11 protein-coding genes and 2 pseudogenes are annotated in these 15748 nt (G+C 65.9%); 7 read left to right on the forward strand and 6 right to left on the reverse strand.

The window, feature by feature from the left end:
- Window positions 1–18: 18 nt before the first annotated feature.
- Entirely contained in the window at window positions 19–687 is a 669-nt protein-coding gene (locus CAL25_RS00355) for a response regulator transcription factor (RefSeq protein WP_094797975.1), read from the reverse strand.
- 305 nt (window positions 688–992) lie between these two features.
- On the opposite strand from CAL25_RS00355, the gene CAL25_RS00360 reads away from it, so the two are divergent.
- The 7 genes and pseudogenes from CAL25_RS00360 (at window position 993) to rfbC (ending at window position 7805) form a co-directional block, all read left to right on the forward strand.
- Window positions 993–2861 (forward strand): amidohydrolase, encoded by a 1869-nt coding sequence (locus CAL25_RS00360; protein ID WP_094797976.1) that lies wholly within the window; start codon window positions 993–995, stop codon window positions 2859–2861.
- Window positions 2862–2875: 14 nt separating this feature from the next.
- Window positions 2876–3139 (forward strand): annotated as a pseudogene (locus CAL25_RS00365) (DUF1427 family protein); the annotation flags it as partial.
- Window positions 3140–3499: 360 nt separating this feature from the next.
- Window positions 3500–4558: a dTDP-glucose 4,6-dehydratase gene (gene rfbB, locus CAL25_RS00370; RefSeq protein ID WP_094797977.1), complete on the forward strand. Its 1059-nt coding sequence runs from the start codon at window positions 3500–3502 to the stop codon at window positions 4556–4558.
- Window positions 4559–4562: 4 nt separating this feature from the next.
- Window positions 4563–5486, forward strand: a complete 924-nt coding sequence (locus tag CAL25_RS00375; RefSeq protein WP_094797978.1) for a glycosyltransferase family 2 protein — start codon at window positions 4563–4565, stop codon at window positions 5484–5486.
- 2 nt (window positions 5487–5488) lie between these two features.
- Window positions 5489–6382: pseudogene (rfbD, locus tag CAL25_RS00380) on the forward strand (dTDP-4-dehydrorhamnose reductase).
- The gene (gene rfbA, locus CAL25_RS00385) at window positions 6379–7260 is read left to right on the forward strand and encodes a glucose-1-phosphate thymidylyltransferase RfbA (protein ID WP_094797979.1); all 882 of its coding nucleotides are present in this window, start codon (window positions 6379–6381) and stop codon (window positions 7258–7260) included. Before rfbD ends, rfbA begins: the two are co-directional and overlap by 4 nt.
- A complete protein-coding gene (rfbC, locus tag CAL25_RS00390; RefSeq protein ID WP_094797980.1) occupies window positions 7260–7805 on the forward strand; it encodes a dTDP-4-dehydrorhamnose 3,5-epimerase in 546 nt (181 codons plus the stop codon). The genes rfbA and rfbC overlap by 1 nt, the downstream gene beginning before the upstream one ends.
- A 96-nt stretch (window positions 7806–7901) precedes the next feature.
- On the opposite strand, the gene CAL25_RS00395 is transcribed toward rfbC, so the two are convergent.
- The 5 genes from CAL25_RS00395 to CAL25_RS00415 all read right to left on the reverse strand — a co-directional run bounded on the left by CAL25_RS00395 (window position 7902) and on the right by CAL25_RS00415 (window position 15630).
- Window positions 7902–9359 (reverse strand): TolC family outer membrane protein, encoded by a 1458-nt coding sequence (locus tag CAL25_RS00395; protein WP_094797981.1) that lies wholly within the window; start codon window positions 9357–9359, stop codon window positions 7902–7904.
- Window positions 9360–10700 carry an HlyD family type I secretion periplasmic adaptor subunit gene (locus CAL25_RS00400; protein WP_094797982.1) on the reverse strand — a complete coding sequence of 447 codons (1341 nt, stop codon included), beginning with the start codon at window positions 10698–10700 and terminating at the stop codon, window positions 9360–9362.
- A gap of 15 nt (window positions 10701–10715) precedes the next feature.
- Window positions 10716–12458 carry a type I secretion system permease/ATPase gene (locus CAL25_RS00405; protein WP_094797983.1) on the reverse strand — a complete coding sequence of 581 codons (1743 nt, stop codon included), beginning with the start codon at window positions 12456–12458 and terminating at the stop codon, window positions 10716–10718.
- A 246-nt stretch (window positions 12459–12704) separates the two neighbouring features.
- The gene (locus tag CAL25_RS00410) at window positions 12705–13496 is read right to left on the reverse strand and encodes a SapC family protein (RefSeq protein ID WP_094797984.1); all 792 of its coding nucleotides are present in this window, start codon (window positions 13494–13496) and stop codon (window positions 12705–12707) included.
- Window positions 13497–13920: 424 nt separating this feature from the next.
- Entirely contained in the window at window positions 13921–15630 is a 1710-nt protein-coding gene (locus CAL25_RS00415) for a hypothetical protein (protein ID WP_094797985.1), read from the reverse strand.
- Window positions 15631–15748 lie beyond the last annotated feature (118 nt).

Consider the following 15748-nt stretch of genomic DNA (forward strand, 5'->3'; position numbering starts at 1 on the left):
GCGCGGCCTCGCCGGCGCTCAGGCCAGCGCCTCGAGCGCCGTGTCGCAGATGCCGAGTTGCTGCGCCATCAACACCAGATCGGCGAAGGAGCGCGCCTGCATCTTGCGCATGGCCTGGCCGCGGTGGATCTTCACCGTGACCTCGCTGATGCCGATCCGGCCCGCGATCTGCTTGTTGAGCAGGCCCCGCACGGCAAGGCCCATGACCTCGGCCTCGCGCGGCGTGAGCGACTCATAGAGCGCGCGGATCGCGGCAGCGCGCCGCGAGCCGCGCCGCCGCTCCCGGTCCTTGTCGAGCGCGGCCGTCACGGCGTCGAGCAGGTCCTGATCCCGGAAGGGCTTGGTGAGGAAGTCTTCAGCGCCGCCTTTCATCGCGGCAACCGTCATGGCGATGTCGCCATGGCCCGTCATGAAGATGATGGGAACGCGTTCGGCCTGCTGGCGCAGCCGGGTCTGCAATTCGAGCCCGCTCGGCCCGCGCAGACGCACGTCGAGCAGCAGGCAGCTCGGCACATCCGGCAACGGCGCATCGAGCAGCGCATGGGCCGAGTCATGAAGCGCGACCCGCAGGCCCACCGACCGCAGCAGGCTGCTCAGCGCCTCGCGCAAAGGCGCATCGTCGTCGACGACGATCACCAGCGCATCGCCGTCGTCGGGGTGCTTGTCTTCCAGACTCGAGTGATTCATCTTTCTCCCGCCAGCAGATAGCGGGGTCGCGGCGGGCCGCCCCCGTAAACGCGGCGGATTATATCGGCGCCATCCACGCGGAGTTCGTACGCCTACATTCAGTTTCGTTACGGCGTCCCACGCTTCGGGACGCCGTGCACGACGACGGTGAAACGCCGTTTCGGATCGCACGCCGAGACGCGCATCTCACTCATAAAATCCGGGCCTAATACCAACAGACAATGGCTTGCACGCCGGCGACACATTAGCCTTGGGTCCGGCGCACGGCAGATTGCACCGCTCACGGCATGCCTGGAGAATTTCCGATGACACAAACCCCCTCTTCCCCCGACCTGATCCTGATCAACGGCAAGTTCGCCACGCTCGACCGGCAGAACCCGCAGGCCGACGCCGTGGCCATCAGCGGCGGCCGCTTCAGCGCCGTGGGCGAGCGCGACGAGATCATGCGCACCGCCACGAGCGCCACGCGCGTCATCGACCTGCAGGGGCGGCGCGTCATCCCCGGGCTGATCGACAGCCACATGCACATCATCCGGGGCGGCCTGAACTACAACCTCGAACTGCGCTGGGACGGCGTGCGTTCGCTGGCCGACGCGATGCGCATGCTCAAGGAGCAGGCCGACCGCACGCCGGCGCCGCAGTGGGTGCGCGTGGTCGGCGGCTTCACCGAATACCAGTTCGCCGAGAAGCGCCTGCCGACGCTCGAAGAGCTCAACGCCGCCGCGCCCGACACGCCCGTGTTCATCCTGCACATGTATGACCGTGCCCTGCTCAACGGCGCCGCGCTGCGCGCCGTGGGCTATACCAAGGACACGCCGAATCCGCCGGGCGGGGAGATCATCCGCGACGCCTCGGGCAACCCCACCGGCCTGCTGCTGGCCAAGCCCAACGCCACCATCCTGTATTCCACGCTGGCCAAGGGCCCCAAGCTGCCCGCCGAGTATCAAAAGAACTCCACGCGCCACTTCATGCGCGAGGTCAACCGGCTGGGCGTGACGGGCGTGATCGACGCCGGTGGCGGCTACCAGAACTACCCCGACGACTATCAGGTCATCGAAGAGCTGCACCGCGAAGGTCAGCTCACGATCCGCCTCGCCTACAACCTCTTCACGCAAAAGCCCAAGGAAGAGCTCGAGGATTTCAAGAACTGGGCCGACACCGTGCATCCCGGCCAGGGCGATGACCTGTACCGCCACAACGGCGCCGGCGAAATGCTGGTCTATACCGCTGCGGACTTCGAAGACTTCCGCGTCGAGCGGCCCGACATGGCGCCGTCGATGGAAGCGGACCTCGAACCGGTGGTGCGGCTGCTCGCCGAGAAGCGCTGGCCGTGGCGCATGCACGCCACCTACGACGAGACCATCTCGCGCGCGCTCGACGTGTACGAAAAGGTGGCGCGCGACGTGCCCTTCGAAGGCCTGAACTGGTTCTTCGACCACGCCGAGACCATCACCGACCGCAACATCGACCGCATTGCGGCCCTGGGTGGCGGCATCGCCGTGCAGCACCGCATGGCGTATCAGGGCGAGTATTTCGTGGAGCGCTACGGCGCCCGCGCCGCGGAGGCCACCCCGCCGATCAAGCGCATGCTGGAGCGTGGCGTGAAGGTCGGTGCCGGCACCGACGCCACCCGCGTCGCTTCCTACAACCCGTGGGTATCGCTGTACTGGCTCACCACCGGCAAGACGGTGGGCGGCATGTCGCTCTATCCGCAGGCCAACGTGCTCGACCGCGAAACCGCATTGCGGCTCTGGACCGAAGCCAATACCTGGTTCTCCACCGAGGTGGGCAAGAAAGGCCAGATCCAGGTCGGCCAGCTCGCCGATCTGGCGGTGCTGTCGGCCGACTACTTCAGCGTGCCCGGCGACGACATCCAGGACATCACCTCCGTGCTGACCCTGCTGGGCGGCAACGTCGTGCACGGCAGCGACGAGTTCCGGCCGCTGGCGCCGGAGCTGCCGCCGGCCATGCCGGACTGGTCGCCCGCCCGCCACCACGGCGGCTACGTGCCGCGCCCGCAGCTCGCCACCCGCGGCGCGGCGATGCGCTCGCTGTGCGCATGCAGCACGAGCTGCGGCGTGCACGGCCACGCGCACGCCTGGGACACCGCCGTGCCCACGTCCGAGCGCAACCGCTTCTGGGGCGCGCTCGGCTGCTCCTGCTGGGCCTTCTGACGCCGAGGCTGCCCATGAAGCTCTATCTCGTTTCCCTCGGCGCCGGCGTGCTGGTCGGCGTCATCTACGCGCTGCTGCAGGTGCGCTCGCCGGCGCCGCCGGTGGTCGCGCTGCTCGGGCTGTTGGGCATGCTGATCGGCGAGCAGGTGGTCCCGCCGGTCAAGCGCTGGCTCGCGGGCGAACCCGTCACGATCTCCTGGTTTCATTCCGAATGCGTGCCGAAGATCACCGGTATGCCGGGGCCGGCGGCCGGCGCTCCGGTGGCCGGCACTCCGGCGGCCGGCGCTCCGGTGGCCGGCACTCCGGTGGCTGGCGGCCCGGTGGCTGGCGGCCCGGTGGCCGGCGGCCCGGTGGCCGGCACTCCGGCAGCCGGCGCTGCGGTGGCCGGCACCCCGGTGGCCGTGGCGACCGCCCCCGTCACCCCGACCGCCACCACGCCGCCCGAAAATAAATCGAGCTGACAGCCCATAAGCGCCAAACTATAAAAAGACGCATTTGTTTTTAGAGCATTTGCGATCTCGCGCCATAGGGGGAGGGGAAACCGCTTGTTTCCCAGCGGCTTAGGCAATTACGGCATAATAGTTGCCGACCTTTCCCCTCTGTGCGGCGACCTCGCGTGTCGCCGCGGCTCCTAAATAATGACAATTATCGTTACCGGCGGCGCCGGCTTCATCGGATCGAATTTCGTGCTGGATTGGCTGGCGCAGCATGACGAGCCCGTCATTACGCTCGACAAGCTCACTTATGCCGGCAATCCGCGCAACCTGGATTCGCTGCGCGGCGATAGCCGCCACCAGCTGATTCACGGTGATATCGGTGACACCGCCCTGGTAACGAAGCTGCTGCAAGAGCACCAGCCGCGCGCCGTGCTCAATTTCGCGGCCGAATCTCACGTCGACCGCTCCATTCACGGGCCCGGCGAGTTCATTCAAACCAATATCGTCAGCACGTTCCAGTTGCTCGAATGCGTGCGCGCTTATTTCAACGCGCTGCCCGAGTCCGAACGCAACGCCTTCCGCTTTTTGCACGTGTCCACCGACGAGGTGTACGGCACGCTCGAAGCGGGCGACGCCGCGTTCACCGAACAGCATCAATATCAGCCCAACAGCCCGTATTCGGCGAGCAAGGCCGCGAGCGATCACCTCGTGCGCGCCTATCACCACACCTACGGCATCCCGGTGCTCACCACCAACTGCTCCAACAACTACGGGCCTTATCATTTCCCCGAAAAGTTGATCCCGCTGGTGATTCACAACGCACTGGGTGGCAAGCCGCTGCCGATTTATGGCGATGGCCAGCAGATCCGTGACTGGCTCTACGTCAAGGATCACTGCAGCGCGATCCGCCGCGTGCTCGAGGCCGGCAAGCCGGGCGAGACCTACAACGTCGGCGGCCACAACGAAAAAGCCAACCTCGACGTCGTGCACACGATCTGTGCGCTGCTCGACGAACTCAGCCCGCGCGCCGACGGCAAGTCGTATCGCGATCAGATCGAGTTCGTGAAAGACCGCCCGGGCCACGACCGCCGCTACGCGGTCGACGCGGGCCGGATCGGCGCCGAGCTGGGCTGGAAGCCCGCCGAGACCTTCGACTCGGGCATCCGCAAGACCGTCCAGTGGTACCTGGACAACCAGCAATGGGTTCAGGACGTGACATCCGGCGCCTATCGCGACTGGGTATCGAAGCAGTACACCTGACAGCATGGCTGACCAAGTCGCTATCCTGCTCTGCACCTACCAAGGGCAGGCGTTCTTGGCCGACCAACTGGCATCGCTCGGCGCACAAACGCACCAGAACTGGACGCTCTTCATCTCGGATGACGGATCGCGCGACGGTACGCTCGCGCTGATCGACGACTTCCGCCAGAAGTGGGGCGAATCGAGAGTCCATCTGCTGGCGGGCCCGCGCCAGGGGTTCGTCGCGAACTTCCTGAGCCTGACCTGTCATCCCGAGGTGCGGGCCGATTACTACGCCTACGCCGACCAGGACGACATCTGGGACGCGGACAAGCTCGAGCGGGCCCTGGCGTGGCTGCGTACGGTCGACCCGACCCGTCCGGCGCTGTACTGCTCGCGGACCCGCCTGATCGATGGCGTCGGCCAGCCGATCGGCGAGTCGCCGCAGTTCAACCGCAGCCCGGCCTTCGCCAATGCGCTCGTGCAGAACATCGCCGGCGGCAACACGATGGTGTTCAACAATCCCGCCATGGCGCTCATGCGCACCGTCGGTCCGCAAGCCGACGTGGCCGCGCACGACTGGCTGACCTATCAGGTGATCAGCGGCTGTGGCGGCGAGGTGCACTACGATCATCGCCCGTCGCTGCAATACCGCCAGCACGACGGCAATCTGATCGGCGCCAATCGCAGTTTCAGCGCGCGCCTGTCGCGCGTGCGGCAACTGGCGCAGGGCCGGCTGCGCGACTGGAACACCCGCAATCTGCGGGCGCTCGAGCCGCTGCACGACCACCTGAGCGAGGACAGCCGCCGCCGGCTGAACCGCTTCTCGCAAGCCCGGCAGGCAAGTCTGCCGGGCCGAATCTCGGGGCTCTACCGCAGTGGCGTTTATCGCCAGACGACCCTGGGCAACCTCGGTCTGCTCGCCGCGGCCATTTTCAACAAGATCTAAAAATGAAAGTTCTACTTCTCGGCAAGAATGGACAGGTCGGACGCGAGCTGCAACGCACGCTGCTCCCGCTCGGGCAGCTGGTCGCGATGGACCGCACCGAGGCCGATCTGGGCCAGCCCGACACGCTGCGCGCCGTGATCGAGCGGGTCGCGCCGGACGTCATCGTCAATGCGGCCGCCTACACGGCGGTGGACAAGGCAGAGACCGACGCCGACGCCGCGGGCCGCGTGAATGCTCAGGCCGTGGCCGTGCTGGCCGAGTGCGCGGCGCGCCGCGGCGCCCTGCTGGTGCATTACTCCACCGACTACGTCTTCGATGGCACGAAAGCCGGCCAATACCTCGAAGACGACGCCACCGGCCCGCAGAGCGTCTACGGCCGCACCAAACTCGAGGGCGAGCAGGCCATTGCGCAGGCCGGCTGTGCCAACCTCGTGCTGCGCACGAGCTGGGTGTTTTCGTCGCATGGCGGCAACTTCATCAAGACCATGCTGCGCCTGGCCCGCGAGCGCGACGCGCTGCGCGTGGTGGCCGACCAGCATGGCGCGCCGACCTCGGCCGAGCTGATCGCCGACGTCACCGCGCACGCCATCCTCGCGCACGTGCAAGGCCGCCTCGGCTCCGGTGTCTATCACCTGGTGGCCAGCGGCGAAACGACGTGGCACGGCCTGGCGACCTACGCCATCGAGCGTGCCCGCGCCAACGGCATGCCGCTGGCCCTGCCGCAGGGCGCGGTGGCGCCCATCACCACGGCCTAATACCCTGTTCCTGCCCGGCGTCCCGCCAACTCTCGTCTCGACAACACCAAGCTCGCCAGCGGCCTCGGTCTCGCGCTGCCGGCCTGGCAGGTGTATGTCGATCGCCTGATCGATCAACTCACTTCGACGGATACGCCATGAAACGTAAAGGCATTATTTTGGCCGGAGGTTCCGGCACCCGACTGCACCCCGCGACGCTCGCGCTGAGCAAGCAGCTGCTGCCGGTCTTCGACAAGCCGATGATCTACTACCCCCTGACCACGCTGATGCTGGCGGGTATCCGGGACATCCTGATCATCTCGACGCCGCAAGACACGCCGCGCTTCGAACAGCTGCTGGGCGACGGCTCGCGCTGGGGCCTGAATCTGCAATACGAAGTGCAGGCCTCGCCCGACGGTCTGGCGCAGGCCTTCATCATCGGCGAGAAGTTCCTCGATGGCGCGCCGAGCGCGCTGGTGCTGGGCGACAATATTTTCTACGGCCACGACTTCCATCTGCTGCTGGCGCGCGCGTCCGCGCGTCCCGATGGCGCGAGCATCTTCGCCTATCACGTGCACGATCCCGAGCGCTACGGCGTGGCGGAATTCGATGACAACGGCCAGGTGCTGTCGCTCGAAGAAAAGCCCAAGCAGCCGAAGTCCAGCTACGCGGTGACCGGCCTGTATTTCTATGATTCGCAGGTCGTCGACATCGCCAAGCAGGTGAAGCCCTCGGCACGCGGCGAACTCGAAATCACCGACGTCAACCGCGCCTATCTCGAACAGAAGCAGCTGGCGGTCGAGATCATGGGCCGCGGCTACGCCTGGCTCGATACCGGCACGCACGAGTCGCTGCTCGAGGCCGGCCAGTTCATCGCCACGATCGAGAGCCGTCAGGGCCTGAAGGTGGCGTGCCCCGAAGAGATCGCCTTCCGCCAGGGCTGGATTTCGCCCGAACAACTCGAGGCACTTGCCGAGCCGCTGTCCAAGAACGGCTATGGCCAGTATCTCAAACGTGTGCTCAAAGAAAAGGTCTATTGATGCAAGCCATCCGACAACAGATTCCGGACGTGGTGCTGTTCGAGCCCAAGGTGTTCGGCGACGATCGCGGGTTTTTCTTCGAGAGCTTCAATCAGCAGCAATTCGAATCCCTGACCGGCCTGAAGACCCAGTTCGTCCAGGACAACCACTCGCGCTCCGCGCACGGCGTGCTGCGCGGCCTGCACTATCAAATGCAGCAGCCGCAGGGCAAGCTGGTGCGCGTCACGTCGGGCGAGGTGTTCGACGTGGCCGTCGACCTGCGCCGCTCGTCGCCCACGTTCGGTCAGTGGGTCGGCGTGCACCTGTCCGCACAGAACAAGCGTCAGCTGTGGGTGCCGGAAGGCTTCGCGCACGGCTTCGTGGTGCTGTCGGAGTCGGCGGAGTTTCTGTACAAGACCACGAACTACTACGCGCCGCAGCATGAGCGCAGCATTCTGTGGAACGATCCGGATCTGGCCATCGAATGGCCGATCAGCACGGACCCGATCCTGTCCGCCAAGGACCAGCAGGGCGTGCTGCTGAAAGACGCCGACACCTACGCCTGATGGCGAGGCCGCGGGCCGGGCGAATCAAGGTTCGACGGCCCGCTTTCTGTGTCTGACTACAGAAGCAGGTGGCACGCGGGCGCGGCCTGCCTGCGCTCAGCGCGCGACGGCGAGATCCGCCACGGCCGTGCTGAAGTAGGTCTTGCTGACGTCGTCGATCTCGGTCGCATCGAGATTGCCGGCCGCACTGGCCAGCGCCAGCCGCGCCTGGATGAATTGCAGACGCGATTTGCTCAGATCGAGCCGCGCCTGATAGAGCTGGTCCTGGGCATCCAGGATATCGACGATCGTGCGGGTGCCTGCCTGGAAGCCCTTCTGCACGGCCTTCAGCGCCTCGGCGCTGGACGTGGCCGCTACCTCGAGGGCCGCGACGCGCTCGGCGCCACTCACCACCCCTTGATACTGCCGGGTCACCTCGACGGCGATCCGCTCGCGCGTGGCGGCCAGCTCCTGGCCGGCGCGATCGCGATTGAAGCGCGCCTGATCCACCTGGGCGCTCGTCATGCCGCCCGAGAAGATCGGCACGTTGATCTGCACCCCGACCGACGTGGTCGTGCTGTCCTGATCGCGGGTCGACAGCGTTTCCGCCGAGACCTTGCGGCGGGACGCGATGGCGTCCACGGTGGGCAGGTGACCGCCGAACGCACGATCGATTTCCTGATCGGAGATCTTGTAGGCCTGCAGGCCCGAGCGGATTTCGGCGTTGTCCTGCATCGCCCGGCCCATCCACTGCTCGAGGTCGCGCGCGGCCGTGCGGCGCGCGTCGAACGGATCGATGTTGGTCAGTTGCTGCGGCGGACGGCCGATCATTTCCTGGAGCTCGCGCGACGCGACGATCAGGGCGTCCTGCGCCTGGATCAGATCGGCGCGCGCCAGGTCGCGGCGCGACTGGGCCTCGCGCACGTCGGTGACGGTGCCCTCTCCCAGATCGAATCGGCGCTTCGCCACGGTGATCTGCTGCTCGTTGGCCTTGAGCTTGCCGTCCAGCAGCTTCACGTTTTCGTACGACAGCAGCGCCTGCAGATAGCGATTGAACAGGCGCACCGCCGTGTCCTGCGCCTTGGTGTCGAACACGGCCAGCCCGTAGTCGGCGCGTGAGTGACCCTGGCGGTACTCCGCGAAACGCCCCCAGTTGAAGACGGTTTGCGTCACGCGGATCTCATTGGTGCGCGACATGTAGTCGAGATCGGTGCGGGCCACGCCACCGAACGCATCGGGTTCTTCGATGTCGCCGCGGATCTTGTTGCGACCGATCGCCCCGCTCACCTGCGGCAGCAGCTGAGCCCGGCCCATGGCGCGGTTGGTCTGGCTCGCGTCGCGCTCGCTCTCCGCCGCCTGGTAGGTGGGATCGTTCTCCAGCGTCAGCCGCCATGCCTGCGACAGCGTCAGCGGCGCGTTGGCGGGGATGCTGGCTACCGGTGCGGCGGCCGTCGTCGCGGGCGCCGCACGGGCCGTTGCCACCCCCGCTGGGGCCGCCCCGGCGGGGGCCGTCTGCGCCGCGACGCCGGTGGCCACGGCCCACAGCAATCCCGCGGTGGTGAGCAAGGCGCGCATTTATTGCTCCTTGAAAGAGCGGTCGACGCGTTCGAGCAGCGGCTTGAGCAGATAGTTGAGCATGGTGCGCTCGCCGGTGCGAATCATCACCGATGCCGGCATGCCGGGGCGAATCGTGTTCTGGCCGAGCAGCTCCACGCCTTCCGGCGTCACTTCGACCTGAGCCAGGTAATAGGGGACTTCGCCCTTGGGATCCGTCAGGCGGTCGGCCGAGACGGTCAGTACCTTGCCCGGAATATTCGGCGTGCGCGCGTGGTTGAAGGCCGGGAACGTGATCTCCACATCGAGACCGGTCTCGACCCGGTCGATCGACTGCACCGGCACCTGGGCCTGCACCAGATAAGGCGCATCGTTCGGCACCACTTCCATCAGCGTCGCCCCCGGCGCCACCACGCCACCCACCGTATGAATCTGCAGATTCATGATGGTGCCGTCGATCGGCGAGCGGATATCCGTTTCCTGCACGCTGTAATCGAGCGCCGACAGCCGGTCACCCAGCGCCGTCACTTCTTTCTGGATATCGCTGAGCTGCGACTGCACCTCTTTTTGATAGTCCTGCGTGCGCTGCAGGATGCGCAGCTTCAGCTCGGAGACCTGGTTGCGCGTGCGGCCGGCGTCGACGATATCGGTGGACAGGGCGGCCTGCAGCTGGGCGGCGTCGCGCTCCAGCTCGAACATGCGATTGCGCGGCAGATATCCTTCGCGCGCGAGATCGCGCACGCCGGCCAGCTCGCGGCCGATGTAGGCGATCTGCTGGCGGCGGTTGCGCTGCACCTCTTCGAGGCCACGCAGCTGCTGTTCCGCGCCACGCTGATTCTCTTTCAGGATGCCGATCTCGCCTTCGAGCGCGCGCGTGCGCGTCTCGTAAAGACTCTGCTGCGCCCGCGTGGCCGTGATGTAGCGCGGATCGTCCTTGAAGCGCTCCACGAAGGCCGGATCCTGGACGATCTTGCCGGTGCCGTCGCGCTCGGCCAGCAGGCGCGCCTGCACGGCCTTGGCCACGATGTACTGCGAGCTCACGACGCCCTGCTCCGCACGCGCACGCGTGGGATTGAGATGCACCAGGACCTGACCCGCGTGCACCTTGTCACCTTCGCGCACCAGGATCTCTTCGATGGTGCCGCCTTCCAGATGCTGGATGGCCTTGCGGTTGCCGGCGACCTGCACGTAGGCATTCGCCGTCACACCGGCGTCCAGCGGCGCGAAAGCCGCCCACAGCGCGAATCCGCCGAACCCGACGAGCAGCACCACGAGGCCCCAGCGCATCGGCGCATGGGCATTCGTATCGACCTCCGCCGGTACGTCGGCGCCCTTATTGGCGATTTGCTTCTTGAACCACATTGTTCTCGAGACCCGTTAAAGACTGGCGGCCGGGGCGGCGAGCGGCGCGCCTTGCTGAGCACTGAGCTGCTGCGCCTGCGTCCGCTGCTTGCGCAGCGTGTCCAGCACGGTTTCCCGCGCACCGTACATCACCATCACGCCATCGCGTACGACCATCAACTTGTCGACCGCGTTCAAGATATTCATGCGGTGCGTGACCAGCAGCACCGTGGCGCCCAGCTGCTTGAGCTGACGCACCGAGTTGACCAGGGCGGCCTCGCCCTGATCGTCCAGATTGGAGTTGGGCTCGTCCAGCACGATCAGCGCGGGATCGCCGTAGACCGCGCGCGCCAGCGCCACGCGCTGACGCTGGCCGCCCGACAGCGAGGCGCCGTCCATGCCCAGGCGCGTGTCGTAGCCGTTGGGCAGGCGCAGGATCATGTCGTGCACGCCGGCCAGCTGCGCCGCCTTGATGACCTTGGCCGAATCCGGCTCGCCGAAGCGGGCGATGTTCTCGGCGATCGTGCCCTCGAACAGCTCGATGTCCTGCGGCAGATAGCCGATATGCGGACCGAGCTCGTCCTTGTTCCAGAGATACACGTCGGCGCCATCCAGGCGCACGTTGCCGGCCTGGGCGGGCCAGACGCCGACCACCAGACGGGCCAGGGTCGACTTGCCGGATGCCGAGGGGCCGATCACGCCGACCACTTCGCCCGGCTCGATCTTGAAGCTCAGGCCCTTGAGAATGGCTTGCTTGGCGCCCGGCGCCGTGGCGAACACGTTGTCGAACGACAGCTGGCCACGCGGACGCGGCAGCGACAGCGTGTTGCCGCGCGGCGGCGCTTCCTTGAGGATCTCGTCCAGACGGGCGTAGGCCGCGCGGGTCGACACGAGCTGCTTCCAGGTGCCGATGGCCTGCTCGACCGGCCCCAGCGCCTTGCCCAGCAGAATCGAGCACGCGATCATCATGCCCGGCGAGATCTGGCCTTCGATCACCAGCAGCGCGCCGGCGCCCAGGATCGCGGACTGCAGAAACACGCGCACGAAACGGCTGACGGTGCTGATACGGGCGGCGCTATCGGACGCCTGGGTCTGCAGCTTCAGCACGCGCTGATGCTGCTTGCGCCAGCGTTCACGCAGGCCGGGCAGCATGCCCATCGCCTCGATCACTTCGGCGTTGCGCAGGTGGTTGTTGGCGAACGCGGCGGCCTGCAAGGCCGACACGTTGGCATCGCCCAGCGGCTTGTCGGTGGCGAGCTTGTTGAGGTAGGCCAGGCCGAACAGAATGATCGAGCCGCCCAGCGTGATGAAGCCCAGCAGCGGGTGCACCATGAACGCGACCGCCATATAGATGGGCGTCCAGGGCGCATCGAAAAAGGCGAACAGCGCGCTGCCGGTGAGGAATTGCCGCAGGTTGGTGAGATCGTGCGTGGCCTGGGCCGGGTTGCCCCCGGCGCGGCGCAGATTGCGCTCGAACGAGGCCGTGAAGACGCGATTGCTCAGCATCTCGTCGAACTTGTTGCCCACGCGGATCAACACCGACGAGCGCGCGAATTCGAGCAGCGCCGACAGCAGGAACAGACCGGCCACCAGGACGGTCAGCATGAGCAGGGTCGTTTCGTTGCGGCTCGCCAGCACCCGGTCGTACACCTGCAGCATGTACAGCGACGGTGTGAGCGCAAGAATATTGATCACACAGCTGAACGCGGCCAGACCGTAGAACGTCTTGCGAAAGCGGTACAGGGCCTCGCCCAACTCAGTGCGACGGGAAGGCTTCATGGAAAAACCTATGGGAGTGGCCGGAAAACCAGCCTGAAATATGCGAACCGAAGTCGGTCATCAGCAGCCCGGAAAGCCCTGCAAAAAGGCAGTGTCCGCCTCATTGCAGCGGCGCTGGCCGCGATTCAGAAAAGCTGCCAATGGTAACACGCACACCTGACAACAAGCCCAGGGTCACCCCGGGGAACGGGCCCCGCAAACAGGGTGTGTACCGGAGGCCACACGGCCGGGCCTCCGGTCCGGACATCAGCTGTGGCCGAACGGGAACACCCCGTCGTCATTCAGGAAATCGAGATTGATGTCGCCGTACTGGTCGGTGGCCAGGGCTGCCTTGCCGGCGGCCGAGCGGGCCCGCGCGCGGATGCCGAGCTGCTCGAGCTGCTGCATCGACAGCAGCTGGCAATACGCCAGCGGCATGGCGTGCGACTGCATCAGGGCGCCGAGCACATCGCCCGACTGCTGCTTGAGCTTGGCCTCGTCGACGCGGAACAGGCCCTCGATCCGGTTGGTGCCGCTGGCGAGTTCAAGGTTGATCTCCCAAGGCTGGATCAGGCCATGCTTTTCCAGCACGTCGCAGGCGAAATTGGTCTGCCGGCGGTTCAGCGTCACGGCCTCGTGAAACGACAGCATGCCCGCCACCTTGGTGGCCGGCTCGCCGTTGTCTTCGAAGAAGCGTTCGCCGCCCTCGTCGCTCAGCTGGCCGCTCTCGACATCGAAGCACAGCACCTCGCGGCCGTCGTCCGTGCGGCCCAGCGCGAACGGGTAGCCGCGGTACACGGAGGGGATGTAGCGGCCGGTCCAGCGGCCGTCGTCGGACACGAACAGGTTGGTGTTCGCCACCAGGCCCTGCACGCCCATCAGCCCGAAGCCGCCTTCCGGACGGCGCGCGAACGCGAGCGGCATCTCGAGCAGCACCTTGTGCGCTTCGCGGGCCACGACCGGCACCAATGCGTCCGTGCCGGCAAACTTGTACGAGGTCTTGAGGAGCCAGCGAGCGTCTTTGTGCTGCGAGGGCGAAAGGGCAACGAACTTGGGCATGGGCGAAGGAGACAGTTGAGGTACGAAAACGCGCGTGGTGGCGTCGGACGCTGACGAGGGATCCGTCAGACTAAGAGATATAGCATGCTTCGACCGGGCGGCGCCAATCGGGTTCCCGGGGGTGATGCGGCCCCGCGAGGAGGGACTGGCGCGTGGGGTACGGCTCGCGTTACCGCAGCTGGGACGGCACGGTGCCGAACATGGCCGCGCTGCACGTTCGGGCTGCGCTCGCGGGTGCGCAATTGCTGCACTCGCTGCGGCGCGAGGCGCTGCTCACGCTGCTGCACTCGCCGCTGCGCACGCTGCTGCACTCGCCCCCAAAGAAGAAGGGCCCGATTGCTCGGGCCCTTCTTCAGACTGCTACGTGCTTAGCGTCTTGCGACGCGAGAGGACATTCGCACGCCCTCTCCCTTCGAATTCTCGCTTAGGCGAGGAATTCGATGGTGGCGCCGTCGGTGACCAGCTTCGTGGCGTCAACGCCGGTCAGCTTGATCAGGCTGTCGCCAGCGATGTCACCGGCCGTTGCGTCAGCAACGAACGAGTAGGCATCGGCGCCGAACTTGAACAGCACTTGCTCGCCCGAACCGACGTTCGCGCTCAGGGCGGTCACGACAGCGGTCAGCGTGGTGTTGGCGGCCAGGAAGCCGGTTTCGAACGAAACCAGGCCGTTGGCGTCCACTTCACCGACGTTGCTGATGGTGCCCGTAGCAACGGTAGCGGCCAGCTCAACCGAGTCACCAGCCGAGAAGTCGGTGATCGTGTCGACCTTGTCGATCGTGCCGTTGGTCAGCGAAACCAGCGAGTTGGCGGTCGTGAACTGGAACACGTCGTTGCCAGCGCCACCGGTCAGGATGTCCTGACCCAGCGAAGCCACCAGCGTGTCGTCACCAGCGCCACCGTTCAGCGTGGCGGTGTGGCCAGCAGCGGTGTTCGTGGACAGCAGGTCCTTGCCAGCGCCGCCGTTGATGGTGACGTTGACGTTAGCCAGCGAGGCGCCAGCGGTCAGCGTTTGGCCGCCCAGGTAGTCCGAACCGTCGATGGTGACGTTGGCCAGCTCGGCCGAGCCGAAGCTTTCCACGACCAGCGAGTTGGTCGAAGCAGCGTTGCCGCCGGTGATGTTCACCGTCAGCGACGAGCCTTCCACGCCATTGGCGTTCAGCTGAGCGATTTGACCAGCCGAGACGAAGTTGCCGTTCGAATCAACGGTGGCAGCCAGGTCCAGATCAACGGTTTCCACGCCCGACACGGCCACGCCGTTCGACACGTTGGCGTCAGCAGCCAGCTTGAGCGACAGCTCGTCCGACGAACCGGTCACGCCGGTGAAGGCGAATTCGACGTCGGTCGTGCCAGCACCGATGGTGATGTCCGAAACCAGCGCGCCAGCGTACGAAGCGCCCGAGGCGTTCGTGAACGACAGGGTTTCAACGCCCGTGCCGGTGACGGTCACGTCAGCGGCGTCGTTGATGGCGATGTTTTCGACCGAGGTCAGACGGACGGCGGTAGCGCCGGCGCCGGTGATGACCAGGGTGTCATCGCCAGCAACGCCATTGACCGAAGCGGTGGCAACGGTGGCGGCGTCCAGGGTGAACGTGTCGTCGAACTGGGTGCCCACAGCCACGGTGCCAGCGGTCACGGCGATCGGAGCAGCTTGCGATTGGCCAACCAGGTTGGCGAAGTCGCCGGTCTGGCCGGTGGTGCGCGATTCGTACAGACCGTAGGCCAGGTAGTGGCCCAGCAGGTCAGCGGTTTGCTCGGCGGTCAGGTCCGACGCGTCTTCGATACCGAAGGCGGTGCGCAGGTCTTCGTTGGCAGCGGCGTAGGCCGAAGCGTCGAATTCCGAGGGATCCAGATCAGCGTCGTCGCTGAAGGCACGACCTTCGAAGATGCCGTACTGAGCATAGTGATCCAGCGCTTGACCCAGGGTCAGGCCAGCGGCGATCAGATCAGGGTTGCTTTGCAGGTAGAACGAAGCGTCGAACCAGGCGTTCGGCAGACGGGGAGCGCCAGCCTTCGATTCTTCGAAAGCACCGTACTTGGTGTAGTGGGCTTCGGCGGTTTCCACGGTGATGCCGGCCAGAACCAGATCCGGGTTGTTCTGCAGGTAGTACTGCGCGTTGAAGTACGGATTAGCCATTTTGTTGGTCGTCCTTTGTGTTGCGGGTTACACCCATCGATGGATGTTACCTGAGCTGTGGAAGGGACTTTGAAGATACCTTTACCCTAGCATCCAGTAACATCGCGGAAGTTTAAAG

The organism is Bordetella genomosp. 5 (assembly GCF_002261315.1).
Classification (GTDB): Bacteria; Pseudomonadota; Gammaproteobacteria; order Burkholderiales; family Burkholderiaceae_B; genus Bordetella.

Bases quoted from the DNA above. Each gene is read 5' to 3' on its own strand.
- rfbC (WP_094797980.1), top strand. From the start codon at position 7,260: ATGCAAGCCATCCGACAACAGATTCCGGACGTGGTGCTGTTCGAGCCC.
- CAL25_RS00415 (WP_094797985.1), bottom strand. From the start codon at position 15,630: ATGGCTAATCCGTACTTCAACGCGCAGTACTACCTGCAGAACAACCCG.
- CAL25_RS00360 (WP_094797976.1), top strand. From the start codon at position 993: ATGACACAAACCCCCTCTTCCCCCGACCTGATCCTGATCAACGGCAAG.
- CAL25_RS00405 (WP_094797983.1), bottom strand. From the start codon at position 12,458: ATGAAGCCTTCCCGTCGCACTGAGTTGGGCGAGGCCCTGTACCGCTTT.
- CAL25_RS00400 (WP_094797982.1), bottom strand. From the start codon at position 10,700: ATGTGGTTCAAGAAGCAAATCGCCAATAAGGGCGCCGACGTACCGGCG.
- CAL25_RS00355 (WP_094797975.1), bottom strand. From the start codon at position 687: ATGAATCACTCGAGTCTGGAAGACAAGCACCCCGACGACGGCGATGCG.
- CAL25_RS00395 (WP_094797981.1), bottom strand. From the start codon at position 9,359: ATGCGCGCCTTGCTCACCACCGCGGGATTGCTGTGGGCCGTGGCCACC.
- CAL25_RS00375 (WP_094797978.1), top strand. From the start codon at position 4,563: ATGGCTGACCAAGTCGCTATCCTGCTCTGCACCTACCAAGGGCAGGCG.
- CAL25_RS00410 (WP_094797984.1), bottom strand. From the start codon at position 13,496: ATGCCCAAGTTCGTTGCCCTTTCGCCCTCGCAGCACAAAGACGCTCGC.
- rfbB (WP_094797977.1), top strand. From the start codon at position 3,500: ATGACAATTATCGTTACCGGCGGCGCCGGCTTCATCGGATCGAATTTC.
- rfbA (WP_094797979.1), top strand. From the start codon at position 6,379: ATGAAACGTAAAGGCATTATTTTGGCCGGAGGTTCCGGCACCCGACTG.